Genomic DNA, 23432 nt, shown 5'->3' on the forward strand with positions numbered 1-23432 from the left:
ATATCCCTCAACCCGCCGGGAGTGTGATTAAAAATGTTGTGCCTTCTCCTAAAATGCTTTTTACATCAATCCGGCCGCCGTGGTCTTTTATAATGCTGTAGCTGATAGACAACCCCAGTCCCGTGCCCTTCCCAGGCTCCTTTGTCGTAAAAAACGGGTCAAATATCCTTGAAATATGCTCCTTATCTATGCCGCATCCTGTGTCGGTAAACTCTATTTCAATATATTTATCCGCCTGTACCCTTCCGGATTTTATCGGCGGCTGCGGGCTATCGATTTCTATGGCTGCTATAGTAAGGCTCCCTCCGTCCGGCATAGCATGCATTGCATTGCTTATCATATTGGTAAAGACCTGCTGCAACTGGTTATGATCGCCTTTTATGTATTTTGAACCATCTTCCAATCGTTTGACAAGCTGTATATTTTTTTGCTTTAAGTTGTATTCTATCAACACGAGTGTATCGGCAATAACATCATTTATGCTAATGCTGCTGACTTTTAATTCAGGCGACATTCTTGAAAATCTCAACAGGCCGTCGGTAATCCTTTTACACCTTGCCGATGCGTCGGCGATAATCTTCAGCTCTGTACGGAAGGGGTCCAATTCCTTCATGGTTTTTAACGCCTCATTGTTTTCTGCCTTTCTCAAAAGCCTTAAGGAATGTCCCATAACTGCAGTAAGGGGGTTGTTAATTTCATGAGCAACGCCGCTTGCCAGCTCTCCTATCCCCGCAAGTTTTCCGGACTGCACCAGTTGCGCCTGCGTCTCCTTCAGTTCTTTTAATGTGCCTTCAAGTTCCTTGTTTTTTTCTTCCAGCCTCTTTCCAAGCCTTCTTGCCTCCGTAACATCCCTGAAATGGGGCTGGATGCCGTAATCAGTCCTGTTTATATCGAGTTCACAAATCAGTTCCCTGTTGTCACGCGTAACTACGGCGACGTCAAATGTAGGATACTTCTGCCCGGGAGAAAGACTCCATGTAGCCGAAATTGCCTGTTTAACTATGGGAATATGCTGCGTGGTTAATATAGTAGTGAAGCTGTTTCCTATCAAAGATTCCTTCTTATACCCAAATATCTCTGTCACGCGTTTGTTTATATCCTCTATTTGTTCACCTTCTTTAATAAGAAACATGGGATCGTTGGCCGCATCGAAGAGGTTTCTTAATATCTCTTTGGAGTTTTTAAGGGCGGCGGTCATTTCATTGAATGAATCGGATAATCGGCTGCCTAATTCATCCGATTGAAAATCATATTCCACATGCAAATCGCCTTTGGAGATATTTTTAATGGCGTCTTCGATAAGAATGATATGCTTAACTGTTCTGAAGGTTGCCGTTAATATTACCAGACATCCCAGCCCGCTTCCGATTGCGATTAGCGCCACATACCGTACCTTTTTCACGGGGATAAGAGCTTCGCTCAGATCGGTTTCCACGAGAAGCGCCCAGCCCGGTTCTCCAATAAACCTGGAAAGCCCCATCACCGGTTTGTTGCGGTAGTCATTGTAGGCGCCGGAAAAAGCTTTTTTTTTGCTTAGGGAGTAATTGACTGCTTCGGTATCTACGGGTAGCTTCAAAAAGGTGTCCTTTAAAAACCTGGACGCAGTAATCATGCGTTTGTCCTTATTGACCAAATATGCCTCGCGCGTAGTGCCCTTTCTGATAATATTTTTCAGGTCTGTCTTTTGTTTATCATCTTTACTTGCGGATACAATGGCATCGCGGGATGCAATCGCCTCTCCGGTAGTCAATTTGTCCAGTTCAGATTTGTCAAATTTCATTATTACCACGCCAAGAAACCCGCCGCTGTCTTTCCCGTCTGTTACAGGGGCGGCAAAATCAATGAAGCCGTGCTGATACTCTTCGGAAAAATAGGCGTCGCTGACAAATTGTCCGTATTTTTCCGCTTTATACCGGTTATAATACGGCCGGTCAGACCAGTTTTCGTCCAGATGCATATTGTTGCTGGACGCCATTACAATCCCGTTTTTATCCAGTAGTACCGCAGACCACAGCCCATCAAACAACTTGCTTCTGTCGTAAAGATATCTGCATAATTCAATCTGTCTGGATTTTAAAGGCTGAATATTATTGTTGAATGCTTCAAGTTCTTTCCTGATATAACCATCAGATGCCAACAGGGTTACCGCCTGTTTTTTATTATTGAGAAACTGTTTTACGTGTGCCTCCAGCAGGATTGCCACGTCATAAAGTTCGCCCGATACCTGGTTCTTCATAATCTTCGTTCCCATATAAGTAATGGAAAAAAAGATTGCCGCGGCAGGTAAAAACGTGCACAGGACGAGATAGAAGATAAGTTTTTGTTTTAAGGTTTTGAAAATATGCATGGCATTTTACCTAGTTCCCAAGCCACAACTGGGGTTCAAAAAACTTTGAAAATTGATTATTGAATATTGAATATTGAGCATTAAGTAACAGTAAGGTGAACATTGCCATCCTACACGGCTAAACTGCTTTATCAACCAGGGCAAGAATTTCTTTTACGGCATGCAGTAGTTCCGCCATTTTAAAAGGTTTACTCAGGGAGCAGAATGCGCCCCTGTGCATCGCTGAATGTAATGGCATATTTGACGTAAAGAAATGGCCCCTTTCGCCGCCGGAAATTGCGATAACCTTAATGTCAGGTGAGAATTTCTGTAATTCTTCAATGAATTGTATGCCATCCATTCCCGGCATGTAAATATCCGCAATTATCAGGTCAAACCTGGCTAATTTACATAATTCTATTGCTTTAACGCCGTTTGGGGCGTCAAATACCCGAAATCCTTGTTTTTCCAAAAACAATTTTATACATTCACGGATTTGAGCGTCATCATCTACGATAAGTATTTGTTTCATGTACTCAATACCTCTCTGATCTTTTCCAGAAGCACATTTGGAGAAATGGGCTTGGAGATAAAATAAAATGTGTCATCCAGAGAAACGCTTTCCTTCTGAATAATGTCTTTGCTATACCCGCTCATAAAAATGGCCTTTATATCAGGACTCATGTCCTGTATCTTCCTGTATGCCTCCATCCCGTTTGTCTTTGGCATTATTACGTCAAATAAAAGCAGTTGAACCGTATCTTTATGCTCTGTAAATTTGTTTACTGCATCTTCTCCGTTTACGGCAGCTATCACCCGGTATCCGTTACTTTTAAGTACATTTTCCATGAGCATCCGGATATCTTCGTCATCCTCAGCAAGGAGTATTTCTTCTTCGCCGCCCGGAAAAGATTTTCTCTTTTTACATACGACGGTATCGGAAGTCTCCTGAGAATCTGCATTCGCCGTTAAAGGCTCTTTGATAAAGAGAGGTAAATAGATGTTAAACGTTGTGCCTCTTCCGGGTTCACTGTAAACATTTATAAATCCATTGTGCTGTTTTACAATTCCATAGGCGATTGCAAGGCCAAGACCTGTCCCCTTCCCTGTTTCCTTCGTAGTAAAAAAAGGTTCGAATATCCTCTCCCTTGTTATTTTGTCCATACCTGTGCCGGTATCTGAGACAAACAGGTGGGCGTATTTGCCGGGTTGTCCGTAATCATGTATTTTTACAAACGAATCATCCAGCTCCACCTCCCCTGTGCCTATCGTTAATATCCCGCCGTCAGGCATCGCGTCCCTGGCGTTTGTGGAGAGATTGACCAGGACTTGCACAATCTGATAACTGTCTGCCGTAGTAAAACATTCTTTTTTTGAAAAAAGAGTCCTTATTTCAATGTCCTTGCCGATCATTACCTCCAGCAATGACACTGCGTCCTTTATAATGGCATTCGTGCTGACCGGTTGTAAATGCAGCACCTGTTTTCTGCTGAAGGCGAGAAGGCCGCCGGTTAATTTTTCCGCCCTTTCCGTGGCAATGAGTATTTTTGAGAGGTATTGCTGCAGTTTGTCATTTTCCGCTATCTCCAATTGCATCACACTTGCGTATCCTACGATTGCCATAATGATGTTATTAAAATCATGGGCAACGCCACCGGCAAGCTGCCCAACCGATTCCAGCCTTTGCGCATGGTACAATTGTTCCTGTAATTTTTTCTGCTCTTCCGCCGCTTCCAAACATCTCTGATTTGTTTCTGATAAAAGATAATTGGCGCTTTGAAGCTGCCCCAACAGTTCTTCTCTCTGAAGTTCGAGCAAACGTTTATTCCACGCCTTGCCAATGACGCTGATAATGGCATCGGGATTGAGCGGTTTTGCGAGGTAGTCATGGGCACCAAGCCGTATAAATTCAGTGGCGGTATCTACGGACGGATAGCCGGTAATTACGATGACAACTGTCTCAGGTTTTATCTTTTTGATTTCTCCAACCAGGTTTACCCCGCTTATATCAGGCATCATTATATCGGTGACCACAACATCATAGTCGCATCGTTTGAACATCTCTAATGCATCCCTGCCGCAATTGGCAGTCTCTGCATGAAATCCTTCATCATTTAAACTTATTTCAAAGAGGTTCGTTATCATGGTTTCGTCATCGACTATGAGGATTCTGGGAGTTTTGTTCAGTATCTCCAGACCCCGGACAATCTGGCGCTGTTTTGCAGAGGCATGGAGGCAGCTCATAATTGCTTTTGGTTCGGGTGAATTTATTACGTAATCAAAACCAAGTCCCTTACGCGCCTCGGTTATGGAGTCGATATCTGAATGGTTTGTAGCAAGGATAACAACCACCTCCGGATTGAGTCTCCTTGCATCCATGATTATCTTTATGCTTTCAATGAGGAGTATTTTTGTATCCATAATAATTGCATCAAAAGGTTCATCCGGCAATGCCTCAACGCCTTCTTTTCCATATAATGCAAACATCGCCGTGTATCCCTCTCTTTCCAAAGCATGCGGCAACGAGTCTTCTGCAATTCCCTCTTCTTTACTACGAATAATTACTATTTTCTTCACGGCAATGACCATAATTAACTCCTGTTACGATTTGGGATTTACGAATTACGAATTACGAATTACGATTTAAATCCCAAATCCCAAATCGTACTTCGTAAATCGTACTTCGTACATTATAAATACTTAACAATTTATAGATAATAGAATAATAGGGCAATAATTGTACCGCTTAATTTATTAATAAACCATATATTAGAGAAAGGCGGTTTCGTATAAGCACCTAAAATCTTGTATTACAAGTGGTAAAAAATTGATGGAGAGTTTATTTTTTACCATTATGTCAGGACAAGTGGCAACCATTTTTTAGCAATAATCAACCACTTTTTGTTACAAACAGACGTATTTCATCCTGAAGCCTAATATGGACATGCACGAAATGCGAAAGGGGGGAACCACAGATTTCACCGACTTCGTCGTGAGCTCAGTCGAACGATTTCACGGATTAAAAAAGCGTAAGGACGGGGAGTATGGGGTGTGAAAGTATTGCAATTTGAAAGTGTCATTGCACAGATTAAGAAAAAATCGTATGGACCACGGGGCACTTGTGTTCTTACTTTTAAGGAACTATTTAAGTATTTCCACTGCCACCCCCATTTCTATCGTATCGGAGATAAAAGAAACGGTGCCGGTATGGTCGGGGCAATAACAGTATCCACCCGGAATTGGCCATTCGATACAAGTACATCTTGGGTCTATTCGTGGGTCAAAATTAATAAAACACCAGGCAGGTTTCGTTGTTGCTCCAATACCCACACCATGTAAAAGTCTTTGAAAGTCCATATGGTTATTACGAATAGGTATCTGGTGTGTACGTAAGGAGTCTATGGTTAGGTAGAAAACTATGGTTATTATAAGGAAGGCGATGGCACTTAAGACAAAAAAGGCGTTTTTATTCATTGTTCCCTTTGTGGTTAACCCTCGTGTGCTTTGTGGTTATGATTTTCGTGAAGGGGATATTTCGTTAGAGGCAAACTGAATTAAACTCGTCTTAAATTCAGCCATGGGGAAATTTTTACCGGGGCATGCAGTTCCTTTTTGATGAACCTGGCTATGTAATATGATGTTCGACAAAGGGATGTCATATTTCGAGGAAAGATAACGGGTCAACCTGACCAGCGAATCAAATTGGTTCTCGGAAGGTTTCCCGCCGTTTTCAAAATCACCCACGAGGCAAATGCCTATCGCCACCTGGTTGCAATCCATATTTGCCGTGTGAGCGCCATGAATTTGGTTCTTCCAGCGATTTCCTACCTCTACTTCTCCATCGCCAGAAAGAGTTCCATTGCCAATCACAAAGTGATATGCCAATCCATACTTCCACCCTTTCTTTTCTCTATGATAGGTATCAAACCGGGTTGCATTTCCTTTCTCTGAAGCGCTATGGTGTATAACAATATATTGCCACGGCCTTTCCTTTGTATCTATCTCGCAAATTTGGGATATTTTTTGTGCAAATGCTGTTCTCAGCATATCGTTTTCAGATATCACCGTTCTTACCTCAGCAGAACTGCTGCTAAGAAGAGGCAAGGCGCCAAGAATACCTCCTGCCGCAACAATCATTGTTAACGATACATATTGAATAATCTTTTCGTAGGTACGATTTCTCAGTATATTCATTTTAAATCACACTATAGTAATAAATAAAAAAGCCCTGCTACGGAATAAAATAAACGTTATACGGTTTTTTATTCGGTAGCAGGGCTTTCTTCACTGTTTAGCGGTATCGCGAAATTTTTCTCTTCATTCTTCTGCGAACTTTTTGTTTTACGCTTTGTGCGCCGCTGAATAAGTTAAAGACTCTTTGCTTTGCGTCCCAGCCTCACGACTGGTTTGCCTTTATCAATAGTTACTATAAAAAAGAGCTATTGTTTTAGTGAGTACATTATAAAATCATTCATTTTTTTGTCAATAATTAATTCGGCGTCAAATAAATAGCTCCAGGCGCAAGGCGCAATCCTCAGTCCTCAGTCCTCAGTCTGCAATTTACCGACTGCCGATTGCCGACTGCCGACTGTAGAATGTAGAATGTAGATTACCGACTGCTCAAGTCCCTTATTCAATTTTACCATTTTGCAGAACACGCCGAAGCAATTCTTCACCCTCTTCCTTTTTTGGGGAAAGAAATGTTGCTGCCAGGAGATGTTTTTCCTGCAACCATGAGGTAAAGTATCCGTTTTCGTTTTGAAAGGTATGGATGGCATTTGAGTGCGTCTCTTTTTCTCCCCATGACCTCCACAACTTAACCACCGCTTCAAATGCGATTGACGCAGCATCACGGTCGGGATATTTTATCAACAGTAGCAGTAAAGGGGCGGCTTCTTCCCCCGTTTTGTATTCTGCGATAAGGGCGTCCGTCTGTTTGCTTAAATGAAATACATTTTCTTCAATAAAATTGTCTGATATATAGATGTTATCCAGAATGATCTTTTCGTGAAAAAATTTCAGGCTTTCTTTTACAAGAGAATCCTCCGGCAAATAACGCACTATATCGGGGAGGATTTCTTTTTTGTAGGGCATTAAATCGATAATGGATTTGCCAAAAGAAGTAATTTCTCCGCCAGAAATACTGCCCTCCCATGGCGCTACCCTTATGCAATACACATCATTCCATACAAACAAGTAATTCTCAAACAAAGACGCCCTGTTGCCTAATGATATCCCGATACCCGCACGGTCTTTTGTGAAGACGCCGAATGCGTCTTCCGCAGTTTCAAATTCCCAAATATCTATGGAAATCCTCTTCCCTGTATCATCTCCATACTCCGCATTCGTCACCCGGATAAACGAATACGCTAAATACAGTTCCGCGCCTCCATTCATATATTCATATAATCTTTCGCCTCCTTCGTAAATCCTCGGTTCTGCAATCCTTTTCCACTTTCCAAGTGTTTTGGGAAGAAAGTTGCCGGACGATACTATTTTTACAGACCTTTCTTTTTTTACCGTAGTTTGCGGCTGGATGCCTTCCACGACAATAGCGGAAGTCCCTAAAACGGGGCAGACTTTTTCGCAGAAACCGCACCCTACGCAAACGTCTTCTCTTACAAAAGGCCTGCGAATTTCCCGGCCTTGTTCGTCCACATAGGTATTAAAATGGATCGCCTTTGTCGGAACGGGGCACACCTCTTCACATACACCGCAATTAAAATCCTGCCATTCCTTCTTCAGTTCAGGAAGGCGTGAATAGCCCACCCAGGGAATACATCTGTTATGGTCTATCCTGGCCTTTCCTAACGCGACCCACCGTTTCTCTTCAAGCGGCAAAGGTTTTATAGCCCCTGACGGACATACCCGTGTGCACAACACACATCCATAATCACAATATCCTATCCGGGGGATTAATTGCGGCGTCCATATACCTTCAATGCCATATTCCAATAACACAGGATGCAGTCCGTTCGTTTTGCAAACCTTCATACACTCCCCGCACCGTATGCAGCGGGCAATAAATTCTTTTTCATTCACCGCGCCCGGCGGACGAATTATGGAAACGGTTTCCTTGTTTATTTTTTTCCGGTAGTTTAATTTCAAAAAAGGCGCGATAGCCGCTCCGGCAATCCCGCTTACAACAAATGCCCTCCTCGAAAGGCTGATAGTGTGTTTTTGCAAAGAAGGCTGAAACCTTTTAAAAGTAACGCTCTGTTCCGGGCATACATTCCTGCAAGTCATACATAAAATACATTCTCCCTCTTTCGTGCTTTTCCCATCGCTTTCTATTGCACCCATACCGCATTTTCCAACACACAAACCGCAGCTTGTGCATGTTGACGAAACATTCCGTTTAAAGAATGACCAGTCGGAGAAAAGGGCAAACAGCGCACCCATCGGGCAAATATTCCTGCACCAGTAACGCCGCAACACCATTCCAAAGGCAATGATGATCACAAAGGCAAACAAAAGGATTCCGTGTGAACGGAAGAAAGGGGCATGCCAGGCAAAAAGGATTTTCTGGAAAAAGGCATGAAAAAAGGAAAATAAATAACCCAAAAGGGGAATATGTTCCAAATAAACAAAAAGGGAATCGCCCAGATGGATAATATAAGGATGGATGCTCATTGCGAATACGCTTGTCGCGATGGAAATGGGATCAAACCATCCGGCGCATTGCAGACCCAGGAGCAGGCTTAATAAAAGAAACGCAAGGAGATAGTATTTCAGACGTCTTCCGTCATAGAGCCTCCTTTGCGCATGTTTTCGAAAGCCGGCAAAAAAACGGTCTGTGATATCTATTGTTGTTCCCAGCGGGCAAATCCACGCACAGAAATAGCGCCCAAAGGGTATCGTTAGCAATAAGACAATGAATGCAGGCCAGTAGTTGAAAATAAACGCCCTTACCGCCATCATTGCCCCTATAGCAGAAAGGGGACTCATGCGAAGAAATATGTTCGCCGGTACATCTCTTTCGGTTAGAGGATCTAAAAAGAGCAGCAGATAAATGAATACCGAGAAGCTAATGTATTGTATGACCCTGCGGAAATGGAAAGGCCAATTGTTTTGTGTGTGTTTGTCCTGCATCGCCGTTGATTACACGTGAAATTCTTCAAAACCTATTGATGTATAATCGATTTCCCCTAATCCCTCTTCATGGGATTTCCTGATATAGCCCACATCCTTTGGCTTAATGCCGAACAATGTTGCGCCATATGCGTCAACTGCAACGGGGTCCGTGCTGACAATGATGCGCCTTGCGTGTTCCTGCGAATTATCAACATCATCCAGCCGCCCGCCAGTGGGACCGTTCTTTTTTAAAATCCTGAAGGCGTCAAGCACGGTAAGATCTACTTTCACAAATTTGTTGAGATCTGCAATTTTTGGGTGTATATCGGTATGCAGGCTTCCCCTGTCTCCTCCGATCATGCCAAAGACATTTTTCAAAGCCATAGAAAGTCTTGATGTGCCATGTTGTTTCGCTATGGGCACATTAATGAGGACGTCGACTTCGTCCTTATACACCATTTCCTCGTAAAATGACCACTGTTTTAAAACCGTGCCGTCCGGGATAACAAAATCCCTGAACCGGTTTTTGTTTATGTATGAAACCTTCGCACCGGCCCTGATGGCGGCGGAAGCAATGCCGCTCCTATTGTAGGATGTTTCGGGGTTTGCGGAACATGTATGGTCTATAACCATTACCGAACGGGCGCCTGCGTCTTTACATAACGCAACAAGCGCAGCAACGACGCAGGGGTTTGTATTGGCTGCAAATTCCGGCGCCTGGTTCCATGCAATATTTGGTTTGATAAGTACCCGGTCGCCATTGGAAACAAGTTTACGCATCCCTCCCAGTGCGCTTATTGCACGCCTTACCATTTCTTTAACAACCACCTCTTCTCCATTTGCGTTTGCACTATCTCCGTGAACCACAACTATCCCTGGCTTCAGATCATGTTCCTTCAATTGTTTCAGCGTAGGTTTCTTCTTTATTGCACGAAGATACGGAAGTCCATACACTCCCGCGCCTACGGCAATGCCTGTCTTTAAAAAACCCCTCCGGCTGATTTTCCCTTTGCTATTCATCTTTTTAGATTTACGGTTTTTTTTTAATCTGTGAAATCTGTGGTTTCTCTTTTTACGGTTTACGATTTTAAATCGTCCATCGTCCATCGTAACTTGTGTACGGGAGTGAAATCATACCGCCTTCATCTCGGTTTGAAATTTCCTGATGTTAGATTTTCGGATAGCTTCGTTTTGTTTCAATGTGGTGTAATTTTCCAGGGCTTCGAGAAATTTTATATGCTCATCCATCTGCGGTTGAATTTTTTTCATAATATCCAGCCTTTTCTTGTCAAAATGATTCAATTCCAATGTTTTAATGATAAAACCGGAGGATGTATACCCTAAAGGTATCTGATCATTTATTACCAGATCGGTAATTTCAAGAAATTGTTGGTAGAAATTTTCCAGTCGCTGCTGTGCATTTTCCTGTCCTAGGTTTTTCTGCACAGTTGCAATAAACGATTTTATATCCCTGAAAGGTTTTACAATGTATTCGCAAATATTCAAATTCGCCGCGTTATTTATCAAAAACGGATTCGAGTATGCGGTCAGCATCATAACAGGTATCGTAGAATTCACCTTCCGCACTCTTTTTAAAAATTCCAATCCATTCAGCTTTGGCATCTGGAAATCAACTATCGCCATATGAAAATAATCAGGGTTATTAAGAAAATATTCCAATGCCTTCTCAGAATCATTAAACACCTTCACCGAATAACTCGCCATTTCCAGGATCGTCTGGAGTAAATTTGTTATTATTGTCTCATCATCCAACACCAAAATGTTAGATTTACCATCCATGTATAATCACCTCAATTCGTAATACTTAGTTACATAATTATTCAAAACTATTTCACAATTTTATATTTACGATTTTAGATTTAAAAAACGTACATCGTAAATCGTACATCCATATATTAAGGTACTATTTATCGAACAGTGGCACCCGTCGCGGGTTCAGATTTGTAACCTGAACCAAACGTTTTATACTTTCAATCCAGCCTTCTATTGGCAACACAACTGACAAATAAATTCCAAATTACAAACAGGGATTTTGTGCTTTGGACATTGGAATTTTACCGTAGTACATGGCTCAATTATCCGCATAAACTCATGGGTTCTGGTTACAAACCTGAACCCGCCGGGATTATTCAAAACTATTTCACCAATTAGATGTACGATTTACGGTTTTACGATTTTTAAATCTAAAATCGTACATCATATGTTAAGGCACTATTTATCAAAAAGAGGCACAGGAGTATCTCTTTCTTCCACGCCAATTGCATAAAAATGATTATCATTGGAACCGATGTAAATTGCACCATTTGGCCCAATGGCAGGTGATGCTTCAACCGCGCCCCTTGTTTGGAATGACCATTTCAAATTGCCTTTTGAGTCGATTGCATAAAGTTTTCCATCACTGGAACCAATGTAAACAGTTCCATCTGCATCGATTGCAGGGGATGATTCTACCCAACCCCCCGTTTTGAAGCTCCACTTTAATTTACAGTCAGGATAAATAGCATATACAAAGCCATTATATGCGCCGAATACAATTGATCCATCCTTTCCTATTGCAGGACTGCTATGCACCGCTTTGCCGGTATTGACATACCAGCGGATGTTTCCGTCAGGATTTATGGCAACCATTCTCCCATTATCCGCGCCGACATACACCACCCCATCTTTCCCAATAGAGGGGGATGAAAACGAGGAATAGACGCCGGACCCCACTCTTTTTACCCATTTCTGGACGCCATCAGCGGAAATTGCGTGAAGGGTGCCTTTTTCTGCGAAGATACAGACCGAGCCATCATCCCATAAGGAAGGGGATGCTTTTAAATTACTTGGGGCAGTATATCTCCATTTTAATGTTCCATCAAGCGAGAGGACATAGAGGTTGTTATCATCAGCGCCGAAATATACGGAATCTTCCGTTACCGCTGCCGAGGAGAGAATGATACCCTCCGTTTTATAAGTCCACACTACCTTTCCTTCGGGAGAAACGGCATACATTTTTTTATCCCGCGAACCAATATAAATTGTCCCATCCCTTCCGATAGCAGGAGAAGCCGTTATTTCGTCACCTACCTGAAGTACCCATTTTTCTGCGCCGTCCGGATCAAGAGCATATAATCTGCCGTCTACCGATCCGAAATAAATGACGCCGTCACGCCCTACCGCAGGAGATGAGGTAATACGCGTGTCAATTTTAAAAGCCCACTTCACCTCACTGTTTTTTGGCCCGATAAAAGGGCTCTGGCCGGTGTGCTGCAAATCCCTTCGAAACATCTGCCATGGAATATCCGCATCTTCGGCATGGATAGATTTGAACTGAATAAGAATTGTTACTATAATGCAAAAACAGGAAATAAAAGAAAAGTTCATTTTTTTCAACATAACATTTGCTCCTGTAAATTAGTCAAATAAAGTGCTTTTATTATTTGTATCACATTCAGGTTAAATATTATATAAAAATTGAACGGATAGTAAAATAAATGTTTTTGTAACACTTTAGTCTTTTGAAAAAGCAGGGGCAAAGCATTTGCCCGTTTGGGTATAAACGCATTTATGACAATTTACAGCAAATGCTTCGCCCCTACACTGCGATTATTGGAATTTTTCAAAAAACTAAAGTATTACGATAATTGTGAAATACGAAATACGAAACACAAATTCGAAATTTCAAAAATATAAGTCTTATAAACCTATATGGCCTATATTTTGAAATTTGTTTAGTATTTCGTGCTTCGTGCTTCGTGCTTCGTATTTTTTATTTCGTGCTTGTTTGTTTCTGGCTTGTCCGGATTAGGGCCTAAACACGGGCGGAATTGTCGTTATAGCGCAATTGCCATGCCCATTGCGGGGTTTAATTTATATGAATTTTCTTATACTTAACCAGGATTGGAACTGCCGTTGAAAACTTCAGAAAAAAATATGCCCAAACAGAAAAAAGCTTATTTCCGTTTTTTCAAAACCATAAAAATAAAACTTATTTTCTATCTTATACTAATTACTACCATCCCGATTCTTGTGGTAATCAGTACTTCATACAAAAAAGGGAAAAAGGCATTAAGCGAAAAAGTGGTGGAAAAACTCACGTCTATTGCTGATTTAAAAAAAACACAACTGAACAGTTGGTTACAGGAAAGGGTCGTAGATATTAGCGTTCTTTCTACAAACAAATCTTTAGAGGTATCATTTTCCAATCTGCTGTATCTGAGAAAAGCATTTCGCACCATCGGCAGTATGAAAGAAACCGAGATCGGAAGGGTGTATTATAACCGGTTGTCAGAATATTTAAACAGCCTTAAGGAAAAACTCATTTATTGTGATGAGATATCCATCCTCGATATTGAAAACGGTGAAATTGTTATATCAACGAACCCTTCCAATATCGGTATGTTCGACAAGGATTTCCCTGATTATCTTGATATCCTGAATAATAAGGGAATGCCTTTTAAAGATATCCACTATTCAGAATATACAAAGCAAATAGGCATGACTTTCTTTAGTACAACAAAACTCACCGATCCGATAACTATGGAGGAAACGGACGACGTCAATGGCATTGTTCTTATCAGGGTAAACACGGAAGACTCCATCAGTGCGTTAATGCAGGACTGGCCTGGAAGGGAAGATACCGGCGAAACGTTATTAGTACGCCGCAATGGCGATAAGTTGATATTTCTTAACAACTCGCGTCATTTGGCAAATACTGCACTAAGCCTGAGTATTCCCATAAGACTAATAGCGCCTGAATCTTTTATGCTTGACTCTATGGAAGAAGGCATTATGGAAGCGTATGATTACAGAGGAGTAGAAGTCCTTTGCGCTTTCCGGCATATTCCCCAGGTAAAGTGGGGGCTGCTGGTAAAGCAGGACAAACAGGAGGCCTTTAAGCCCATTACAAAACTGAAAATACATGTCATTACCTTAGTCAGCGCAAGCGTCCTCGTTATCATCGCTATCGTTTTCATCATTACTCATGGAATAACTCAGCCGATTCTTCAACTGGTGAAGGGCGCGGAAGCAATTGGCAAGGGAAGCCTTAACCACAGAATATCAATTAAGTCAGGAGATGAGGTTGGCAGGCTTGCGTCCGAGTTTAACAAAATGGCAGAAAAGCTGGAAGAATCATACGCAGGACTTGAACAAAGAATAAGAGAGAGAACCGCTCAGTTGAGGGCTTCTGAAGAAAAATACAGGGAATCAATTAATCTTGCCAATGACGCCATTTTCACCCTTGACCCTGATATGGCGCATATTGTTGATTCAAACAAAAAGGCGGAAGAACTATCGGGATACACAAAAAAAGAATTAAGCCGGAGAAAAATATGGGAGATTGTGCCGGAATATGACCGGCAAAAAACCAAACATTTATGGAGGGAAATAAATAAGAAAGGCTCCGGTATGCTGGACAACCTTGATTGCCAGCATGCTGACGGAAGGATCATCCCTACGAGCATTAGCGCAAGTATTATTGAATATGGCAAAAAAAGGACGATTCAATGGATTTGCAGGGACGTCACCGAAAGGAAAAGGATGGAAATGCAGCTTATTCAAACCGAACGCCTTGCCGCTGTCGGTGAATTGGCGGCGGGCGTTGCCCATGAAATAAACAACCCGCTGGGAGGATTGCAAAATTTCGTAAAAATGATGTCCAGGGAACCGGAAAATATTTCTCAAAACAAAGAATTTCTGGAATTAATGGCAGAAGGATTGAAAAGGATAGAAGTTATTGTAAAACAGCTCATGGCATTTTCCCGTCCTTATTCAACACATATGGACAATCATTGCGTAAATACGGTAGTAAGAAATTCCATACGGTTTCTGGAACACCGCATCAAAGAACAACGAATAACACTGGAAGAACGTCTGTTTTCCGGCTTGCCGGAAATTTACGCAGACGCCGACCAGATTTCTCAGGTGATCATTAACATTCTGGTAAACGCGCTTGACTGCATGGATAACGGCGGAAAACTCACCATTGCCACCGGCCACTGCAACCATCTGAAATCAAGCATACACATAAAAATTACCGATACCGGGCCTGGCATTAACGATGATATTGCAAGCAGGATCTTCAATCCTTTTTTCACCACAAAAGAAATGGGAAGCGGCCTGGGACTTGCCATTAGCAAGAGGATTGTGGAAGACCATGACGGAAACATTTTTGTCGACAGCAAGCCAGGCAAAGGGGCAACATTCTCTATATGTTTGCCCGTGAGAAAGGCAACGACGTAGCAAGGACTGCGGATAAAGACGCCGGGGAAGACCGTACAATGACGTAAAACAGCGACTTAAAACACTTTCTCTTTACAAGATCAATATTTTCCTGTTAACTTAAAAAAGCCGCCGCTGCGGAATGAAGGTGATAAAATAATTTATCCTTTAGTTCTATGGAACGAGCGGTTTAAATATTAAATGGTAAAATCCGAATATTTAATTTTTTTAATCTGTGCAATCTGTGGTTCCGCCTTTCGTATCTCGTATTTCGTGCTTATTTTGTTCTGGCAATGCCAGTTTAGGAGTTTCACATGAGCAACAAGATTTTAATTGTCGATGATGAAAAACTAATGAGGATTTCACTGGAGAGTCAGTTAAAAAAAGAAGGGTATGATGTAAGTTCTGTTGACAATGCAAATGAAGGGATGAATTTGATAAAGTCGGAAGAATTTGACATAGTGGTGACGGACTTACGATTGCCAAACATGAATGGCATGGAGCTTTTAAAAGAAATTAAAAATTATAATCCTGACATTATAGTCGTAATTATGACTGCGTATGGAACCCTTGAAAGCGCTGTCGCCGCAACAAAGGAAGGGGCATATGACTATATTGCTAAACCCTTTTCCACTGACGAATTGATCATTAAATTACAAAGGGCGCTTCAACACAAAAACACAACCGCTGAAGTGACCCGCCTGAGAAAAGAAATACAATCTGAATTTGAGTTTCACAATATCGTTGGAAACAGTTGCGCGATGAAAAAACTTATTGAAACAGTAAAAGAAATATCTGACAGAGATTCCACCATTCTCATACAAGGGGAGAGCGGTACCGGCAAAGAAAAAATTGCGGGGGCAGTGCATTACCATAGCGGCAGAAAAATGGGGCCCTTTATCCGTGTAAGCTGCGCCGCCCTAAACAGAGAAATACTGGAGAGCGAACTTTTCGGACACGAAAAAGGCTCCTTTACCGGGGCAATAAAGACAAGGCGCGGGAGATTTGAGCTTGCAAACGGAGGCTCTATTTTCCTCGACGATGTGGATGACATCCCTTTGGATATGCAGGTAAAATTGTTGCGGGTAATCCAGGAAAGGACATTTGAAAGAGTAGGCGGCGAAAAAACCCTTTCCATTAACGTGAGGATCATTTGCGCCACCAAAAAAGATCTTCTGCAACTGGCAAAAAAGGGAGAGTTCCGGGAAGATTTGTTTTACCGGTTAAACGTAGTGCCGATTACCATCCCCCCCCTTCGTGAAAGGAAGGACGATATCCCTCGTTTAATCAATTATTTTCTTAAGAAATTTGTATCCAGGCATGAAGACGCCTTGCCGGAAGTCTCCAGGGAAACCTTAAATGTTCTCATGGAATATAACTGGCCCGGAAATGTAAGAGAACTTGAAAATGTAATAGAACACGCCGTTGCGTTTTCCCATTCTCACGGCATTACTATCGATACACTGCCTGATTATTTAAAAAGAGTAGAAATCCACAAAAAACTCATTTCCATGGATTTATCAAACATTCAAACAATTCAATTACACGATGTTCTTACTGAGGTAGAAAAAAGACTTATCGAATGGGCACACCAGAAAACAAACGGTAATCAGGTCAGGATGGCAGAAATACTCGGTATACCAAGGACAACGCTCCGCAACAGATTGGTCCGGTTAAAATAATCAGAAATAATCACTCCTGTATTTTATAGAAAAAAATTCCCGATTTTTCTTCATACTGCCGGTGCGTATCCTCCAAAAAAATATCCCCTGGCAAGAAGAAAGGAGAGTGGAAACCAGAAGAACGGGAATAAATATTTGGCGTGGGCATATCTTGTGGTCTTTACGCCGGAGATGATACCTGAACGGGGGGATGTCAAGGGGAATGTAGAGACGCAAGTGCACTTGTGTCTCTCTACATGGGCGATGGATGTCTATCGTTACAACCCTGATACCCACCGGTGGGATTTTGTTTGACCGGCGCTTAATGAATACCTATAATCCACAGCATGACTATTATTAGTGAAGTATATGATGCTTTTAAGGAGGCTGGGGTTTCAGAGGAGAAGGCAAGGGCTGCGGCCTCGGCTATTGCCGATTTCTCGGGACGTTTTGACCGTATTGACTCTGAACTGAAAGACCTTAAAGGTGAGATTAAGAATACCCGAACCGATCTTGAAGCAGATATAAAGATTTTAAGGGCAGAAATAAATGTAATTAAATGGATGATAGGTTTTGTTATTGCCGGCATTATCGGTATGCTCATTAAGGCATTTGCCGGGTAGCATTTTATTATTTTTGGCTACATTGTTAATAAAATTAGCTTTACTGAATATTTTTTTATGTGCGATTCTTTGCTCAACTTCAACTTCATATTACTTATCTGCCCGTAATGGATTCCGATGGATATAACATGAAACGCGAGATACGAAAGATGCATTTGTTTAGAATTTCAAAATCATTTTGTCATTAGAATTTGTTTCGTGTTTCGTGTTTCGGATTTCACAATTAACAGGGACAATTTGTCTGGCACTTACATCCGATACCCTTTGCCTTCAGAAATGATTCCCTTCCCTCCTTCCAGGAAAAACCTGCAATCACTACCGCACCAATTGAGTCAAACCAGCCTATACCGGTAAGTTCATAACCAATGCTCGCAAAAAGGAGCGCAAAAGAAAGATATACACACGTTTTTGTACAATTTGCATCGGCTAATATCGCCGGAGAATGAAGCGCCTTGCCAATTTTCACCTTATAATGAATCAATATCCACATGGTGACAATAGAGACTGCTGCAATAATAATACCCCAAAACGTAGTTTCCGGATGATGATGGGTAAAAACATTCACTATGGCAGTACCCGCAAGCCCAAACGTAAGCAAATAAAAGGCAATGCCCGTTATCCGGAGCGCTTGTCGTTCAAATATATCAGGTCCTGCAGCAGGGTTCTTCCTCTGCCTCCTCACCATATGCCAGATACCTATGCCTGAAATCACTTCCACAAATGAATCTAATCCAAAACCAAAAAGTGAAACAGTCTCATCTCCGAGCCCAAAACCAACAGAAACGCCGCCTTCTGCAATATTATAAAATATAGTAATAAGGGCAAGCGCAGACGCCCATTTATAGAGTACGGCAACTTCTTTTTCCACAGCGCCTCCCTCTTCAAATTTCCGTAGCAGTACAATACGAAACTTGCCCAATAACATTCGGTAGTCTACAGTCGGCAATCGGCATATTGCAGATTGAGGACTGCCGATTGCCGATTGGTTAAGGCCTTGCCTCGCCATGTAACATTCGTACACTTCCCTCAAAAATACCGCCTTTTTTTACTATTAATTTACGGCAGGTTATTGTGCCATAAACTTCTCCATGTTTTAAAATTTCCACCGCGCCCATTGCGGTGAGGTCGCCGTTTATTTTGCCATCGATAAAGGCATTCCCAACCAAAATATTTGATATCTCTATCGTTCCTTTTTTCTTTAAATACAACGTACCGTGAGTCTGAAGATTTCTTCCTAAAATCGATTTTACCTTGTAATCGCTCAGGTCATTTCGGTTATAACAATAAATACATGATACCGCCTGCGCGTTTTTATCTGCATAAATTCCCTTCCCACACTTAAAACAAAAAACCTCTCTTTTACCAACAGGGGTACTTTTTGCTTTTTGGGAAGGGGAAAGGATTTCTTTCACATTGACATGCCGGCTACAATGGCTGCATAGTATCGACTCACAATAAACCGATACGGTAAGACTGCCATTGCAATATGGGCAGTTTATTTCGATAACATCAGGCAATTCATTGTTTTTAAACTTCATCAGATTAAAAATACCACAAATAATGGAGATATAGCATTGCTCCGTAAAAGTCTAGTTCCTTTTAGATTTACGAAGTACGATTTTAGATTTTAGATTTTAAATCGTACTTCGTACCTCCAGGCAGTACCTTGCCTACAGGGCTTTACCTGCCGTCTTGTTTTCGTTCATTTTAGGCCTCTCCGTAAATCCTTCAGGGTGTACGCTGCATTTGCCGACAAATATAACACCTTCGTCAATTACGAGCGTTTTCGCCTGCAAATCCCCCATTAATTTTGCGTTTTTCCTGAGTTCGACCCTTTCAGAAGCGATAATATTTCCGTCCACCTGCCCCTCGACAATGGCATTCTTCGCCTTAATATTCGCCTTAACAGCGCCAGTGCTTCCGACAATAACTTCTCCTTCGTCTGTTAACATCTCTCCGTCAAATTTTCCGTCAATTTTTAGCGTTCTGGTAAACTTAATAGTACCCTTGAACTCCGCATCCGGCGTCAAATACGTTATATTTCCCTCTCCCATCCCAACCTCCTTTTCTAATTTACTATTTTTCTCTCTTACATCGGAAACCTCTGTTCCCCTTCGAAATAAACCCGCCATATCATACTGCCTTTCCTAAACTGGCATAGCCAGAACCAAACAAACACGAAATAAAAAATACGAAATTCGAAGCACGAAATACAAAGCAAATTCGAATAACAAAGCATAAAATTCAAAACATCCCTTTCTGCATGCGATCACGCACAGGCAGGCAACAGTATGAAGCACAAAATGCAAGATACGAAAGACGCACTTGTTTAGAATTTCAAATCATTTTGCCATTAGAATTTGCTTCGGATTTCGTGTTTCGGATTTCACCATTTATTAACAGATTCTATTTTATTCGTTACCCATATTATATCAAAGGAAATATTGCGCCATTTTTTATGCGACAATCTCCGTTTGAAACCTGTTAACGATCTCATTTTTTTGAAAAACATCAATGCAGGGAAAATCTTCAGTCAACAGCGACTGATTTACCGCAAGATAATATGCTTGTAAATGTTGCCTTTCAGGAATAAAATGTACGTTTTCTGTAAATGATAAAACTCAATTCTATCAATTATGAGAACGAATAGAATCAGAAAAAGTATCGCCTGTTTTCAGATACTGATTATGGTGTGTTTGGCGTTATGCAGCGCCGTCATTGTTATTAACACTCCAGAAAAGCAGGTTGCATTTTCGTGTATGGATCATGAATGCGGCTGCAAATCTGAAGCGGATTGCAGGACAAATTGCTGTTGTTTTCCTGCCGGAGACCGTTTAGTGTCCCAAAATGATGCAAAGCAACAGAGAAACGGATTCCATTCTTTCATAAGTAGTCTGCAATGTAAATCGGGAAGCGATACACTGGCATTTATAAAGGGCAATCTTAAATACATACAGGAAGAGCCTTCAATAGACTACCGATTGACATTTTTATGTTTTCTCTGCAATGACCCATTCATTCAACCATGCGAACCTGTAGTTTCGCCTCCTGAAAAGCCACCGCGTTACCGCTCATAAATCCACCTTTTGTTACAACACAAAACAATATACCCTTCGATAAAACAAGATGCGGCAGATGAACAGAGATAGTGTTTGCACACCAGAGCACTCCATCTCATATGTTTTTGGCTGCGACGGCTTGTTTTCTGCCTTATATCTTGTCAGTATCAGGCATGAAAGCCTGATGCATTCGAACTATACTCATTTTAAAAACAGGAGAAAATAACATATGTTACAACCTAAAAGATATATTCCCATTATCTCATTTTTAGGGGCAATGATTATTTCGGGGAATGCGATGGCGCATACAACGGTCATGTCAAAAAATACCCCGGATAGTTACAATTCCCGTGATGAACTTGAAGGGAATACCAGCCTTAATCATTTTAGCATACCTCACGGGTGCGACGGACAATCCATACGGGCGCAAAGTGTTGTTTTTCCCAATGGTGCGGATTCTATTGCCGAGCGATCCGATACAGAAGAGTCTGTTAATCTTCAGGACCATATAGAAGGCAATCCTGTCATGGGCGCTAAACCTGCGGTAAACAGTCTTTTTAAAAAAATAAAAACACTGGAGGGATCTGTCCCGGCATTTACCTCGCATGGTACTGAAAAAACAGAAGACGTCAGGGCTTTCGTGTATACCAATGGCAAATTAAATGACGGTTTACTGGGGATTATTCCATGGAGCGCAACCTTTCCTACATTCAAATCGGATTCCTGCGCAACAGCGCTTACCATATACATTGCCATTGCCAATTATTGTACCAAATCCACAGACGATACCGACCGCGCCGATATCTGGATTGGCCGTTTAACGGAAAAGTTTGATGACGAAGACGTCGTTTCCGTTGGCTTTTGGCCGTACCTGAAGGTTGTAAGAGACCTTGAAAAGAATCCCCTTCCTGAAGGGTGCGATGAAGGGTTTGAGATTAGTGTGTATCCTTCAGATGAGGCAATTGATGAATATTTGCCGGTAGACGGATATTGGCCTGCAGAAGGGAAGAATGGAAAAGGCGGTAAAAAAGATAAAGACGATGGAGGGCATGAAGACCATAGCGGACATAATCATTAATGATGCTTTTTGCATAATTCTTTAATGTTATGGTTCTGGTGGAGGGACAGGCTTAAAACCTGTCCCTCCACTGTCTTTGTCTTGTTTTTCTCTTCTCAGGAAAGGATCTGTTGTATGAGAATTCTAATAACGATGGCTTTGCTTTTATTATTTGTCAACAGGACGGTATTTGCTTTAGGCGAATGCGGCCTTGCATGCAGCCTTTCAGGCTCGACAATTTCGGAAGTAACTTTTGGAGATAAATTTGGGTTGTCACTTCAGTATGTCTATACGAAAATGGAGACAATAAGGGACGGTGACAGTCGTATCGGCAGCAACACCTTATTGGATAAGGTTGCTTCTGAGTGGCCTGATATGCCTGAAGGATCGAAAAGTTTTACAATACCTACGAGAATGATTATGCAGAAATACACGATTACCGGTTCATATGCAGCCACAGACCGGTTACAGTTTCTTGTTTCCGTTCCCTATCTTATCAATGATATGGACATGAAAATGCGGATGCGTCACCAAATGGATGGGGAACAGTTCATGGACATGGATATGAAAATGGAGATGGATACCGTTGAAGGGTTTGGTGATATATCCATTATGGGATTATACACCCTGCATGAAAATGAGGTTGATCGTCCTGCTGAGAGGCTTATGGTCGGGTTTGGACTAAAAACTCCTACCGGTAAAAATGATGAAAATACCGATTCCGGCAATCGTGTGCATGCTATGATGCAATTGGGAACAGGCTCATGGGATCCTCTTTTCCTTGTTAATTATATGCGTGAATTTTCCCCCTTTGTTTTGCAGGGGAATCTGCTCTACCAGATTACAACGGAAGGAGACGAAGGTTACGAGTTTGGCGATCAGATTTCACTAGATATTTCTGCAAGATATCCTGTGAATAAATATATCAGCCCTGGACTTGAATTAAACGGGCTCCATACCGGCAGTGACAATGACCATGATAATAATTTCTCAAGACCGGAAACTTCCTTGTTTGACAATACTGACAACACGGGTATCACCGCATTTTATGTTACCCCCCTTGTTAATGTAAAAATCCCTAAGACAGGATGCAGCACCGACTTGAAATTTCAGTATCCGCTGTATCAGCATGCAAGAGGCATTCAACAGGTAGTGGATTGGAGGATAATGGCTTCGGTTGTGTGGAATTTTTAAACAGGGAATAGTTGATTTTATTAGGGATTCCTGACGAAGTCTGTATAATTTGAATGTAGCAATGCGTCTCTACAAAAATATTGAAATCCCGGCGGGTTCAGGTTTGCAACCCAATGTCATTAAGTTAAGAAATTGGTTTATAAGGGAAAGCAAATATTTTTTTGCGTGGTTGAATATTTCTTGGAAATTTTCTTCCATTTCTTATAGCAGAAT

19 protein-coding genes, 1 pseudogene and 1 riboswitch are annotated in these 23432 nt (G+C 41.7%); of the genes and pseudogenes, 8 read left to right on the plus strand and 12 right to left on the minus strand.

Going from position 1 to position 23432, the window contains the following annotated elements; translation table 11 throughout:
- Positions 1-7: 7 nt before the first annotated feature.
- From ABJL82_RS09920 to ABJL82_RS09960, 9 genes are all read right to left on the minus strand, one after another.
- The gene (locus tag ABJL82_RS09920) at positions 8-2347 is read right to left on the minus strand and encodes an ATP-binding protein (RefSeq protein WP_347274571.1); all 2340 of its coding nucleotides are present in this window, start codon (positions 2345-2347) and stop codon (positions 8-10) included.
- Between the two features lie 118 nt (positions 2348-2465).
- Entirely contained in the window at positions 2466-2858 is a 393-nt protein-coding gene (locus ABJL82_RS09925) for a response regulator (protein WP_347274572.1), read from the minus strand.
- Positions 2855-4915, minus strand: coding sequence for a response regulator (locus ABJL82_RS09930; protein ID WP_347274573.1), 2061 nt, complete (start codon positions 4913-4915; stop codon positions 2855-2857). Before ABJL82_RS09930 ends, ABJL82_RS09925 begins: the two co-directional genes overlap by 4 nt.
- 552 nt (positions 4916-5467) lie before the next feature.
- The gene (locus ABJL82_RS09935; protein WP_347274574.1) at positions 5468-5800 is read right to left on the minus strand and encodes a hypothetical protein; all 333 of its coding nucleotides are present in this window, start codon (positions 5798-5800) and stop codon (positions 5468-5470) included.
- 36 nt (positions 5801-5836) lie between these two features.
- Positions 5837-6520: a peptidoglycan recognition family protein gene (locus ABJL82_RS09940; protein WP_347274575.1), complete on the minus strand. Its 684-nt coding sequence runs from the start codon at positions 6518-6520 to the stop codon at positions 5837-5839.
- 71 nt (positions 6521-6591) lie between these two features.
- Positions 6592-6748: riboswitch (cyclic di-GMP riboswitch) on the minus strand.
- Positions 6749-6955: 207 nt separating this feature from the next.
- Positions 6956-9274, minus strand: coding sequence for a DUF6599 family protein (locus ABJL82_RS09945; RefSeq protein WP_347274576.1), 2319 nt, complete (start codon positions 9272-9274; stop codon positions 6956-6958).
- A 153-nt stretch (positions 9275-9427) separates the two neighbouring features.
- Positions 9428-10507, minus strand: a complete 1080-nt coding sequence (locus ABJL82_RS09950) for a DUF362 domain-containing protein (protein WP_347274577.1) — start codon at positions 10505-10507, stop codon at positions 9428-9430.
- A 24-nt stretch (positions 10508-10531) separates the two neighbouring features.
- On the minus strand, positions 10532-11200 hold the full coding sequence (locus tag ABJL82_RS09955) for a response regulator (protein WP_347274578.1): 669 nt from the start codon (positions 11198-11200) through the stop codon (positions 10532-10534).
- A gap of 432 nt (positions 11201-11632) precedes the next feature.
- Positions 11633-12799 carry a PQQ-binding-like beta-propeller repeat protein gene (locus tag ABJL82_RS09960; protein WP_347274579.1) on the minus strand — a complete coding sequence of 389 codons (1167 nt, stop codon included), beginning with the start codon at positions 12797-12799 and terminating at the stop codon, positions 11633-11635.
- Between the two features lie 537 nt (positions 12800-13336).
- Between ABJL82_RS09960 and ABJL82_RS09965 the strand changes: the two genes are divergently transcribed.
- The 5 genes and pseudogenes from ABJL82_RS09965 (at position 13337) to ABJL82_RS09985 (ending at position 17909) form a co-directional block, all read left to right on the plus strand.
- Positions 13337-15646: an ATP-binding protein gene (locus ABJL82_RS09965; protein ID WP_347274580.1), complete on the plus strand. Its 2310-nt coding sequence runs from the start codon at positions 13337-13339 to the stop codon at positions 15644-15646.
- Positions 15647-15939: 293 nt separating this feature from the next.
- A complete protein-coding gene (locus ABJL82_RS09970; RefSeq protein ID WP_347274581.1) occupies positions 15940-17307 on the plus strand; it encodes a sigma-54 dependent transcriptional regulator in 1368 nt (455 codons plus the stop codon).
- Positions 17308-17342: 35 nt separating this feature from the next.
- Positions 17343-17460, plus strand: a pseudogene (locus ABJL82_RS09975) (IS110 family transposase); the annotation flags it as partial.
- A complete protein-coding gene (locus ABJL82_RS09980) occupies positions 17443-17601 on the plus strand; it encodes a hypothetical protein (protein ID WP_347274582.1) in 159 nt (52 codons plus the stop codon). The pseudogene ABJL82_RS09975 and the gene ABJL82_RS09980, both read left to right, overlap by 18 nt.
- 32 nt (positions 17602-17633) lie before the next feature.
- Positions 17634-17909 carry a hypothetical protein gene (locus tag ABJL82_RS09985; RefSeq protein ID WP_347274583.1) on the plus strand — a complete coding sequence of 92 codons (276 nt, stop codon included), beginning with the start codon at positions 17634-17636 and terminating at the stop codon, positions 17907-17909.
- Positions 17910-18132: 223 nt separating this feature from the next.
- Here the strand turns inward: ABJL82_RS09985 and ABJL82_RS09990 are convergent, their stop codons facing one another.
- The 3 genes from ABJL82_RS09990 to ABJL82_RS10000 form a co-directional block, all read right to left on the minus strand.
- The gene (locus ABJL82_RS09990; protein WP_347274584.1) at positions 18133-18915 is read right to left on the minus strand and encodes a cation transporter; all 783 of its coding nucleotides are present in this window, start codon (positions 18913-18915) and stop codon (positions 18133-18135) included.
- Complete coding sequence (locus tag ABJL82_RS09995; RefSeq protein ID WP_347274585.1) at positions 18896-19447, minus strand: polymer-forming cytoskeletal protein; 552 nt, start codon at positions 19445-19447, stop codon at positions 18896-18898. Before ABJL82_RS09995 ends, ABJL82_RS09990 begins: the two co-directional genes overlap by 20 nt.
- A 132-nt stretch (positions 19448-19579) precedes the next feature.
- The gene (locus tag ABJL82_RS10000) at positions 19580-20041 is read right to left on the minus strand and encodes a polymer-forming cytoskeletal protein (protein ID WP_347274586.1); all 462 of its coding nucleotides are present in this window, start codon (positions 20039-20041) and stop codon (positions 19580-19582) included.
- A gap of 504 nt (positions 20042-20545) precedes the next feature.
- Here ABJL82_RS10000 and ABJL82_RS10005 point away from each other — a divergent pair.
- From ABJL82_RS10005 to ABJL82_RS10015, 3 genes are all read left to right on the plus strand, one after another.
- Positions 20546-20986, plus strand: a complete 441-nt coding sequence (locus ABJL82_RS10005) for a hypothetical protein (RefSeq protein ID WP_347274587.1) — start codon at positions 20546-20548, stop codon at positions 20984-20986.
- 211 nt (positions 20987-21197) lie between these two features.
- Complete coding sequence (locus tag ABJL82_RS10010; protein ID WP_347274588.1) at positions 21198-22046, plus strand: hypothetical protein; 849 nt, start codon at positions 21198-21200, stop codon at positions 22044-22046.
- A gap of 114 nt (positions 22047-22160) precedes the next feature.
- Complete coding sequence (locus ABJL82_RS10015) at positions 22161-23219, plus strand: transporter (protein WP_347274589.1); 1059 nt, start codon at positions 22161-22163, stop codon at positions 23217-23219.
- Positions 23220-23432 lie beyond the last annotated feature (213 nt).

Source organism: Candidatus Kuenenia sp. (assembly GCF_039794105.1).
Lineage (GTDB): Bacteria > Planctomycetota > Brocadiia > Brocadiales > Brocadiaceae > Kuenenia.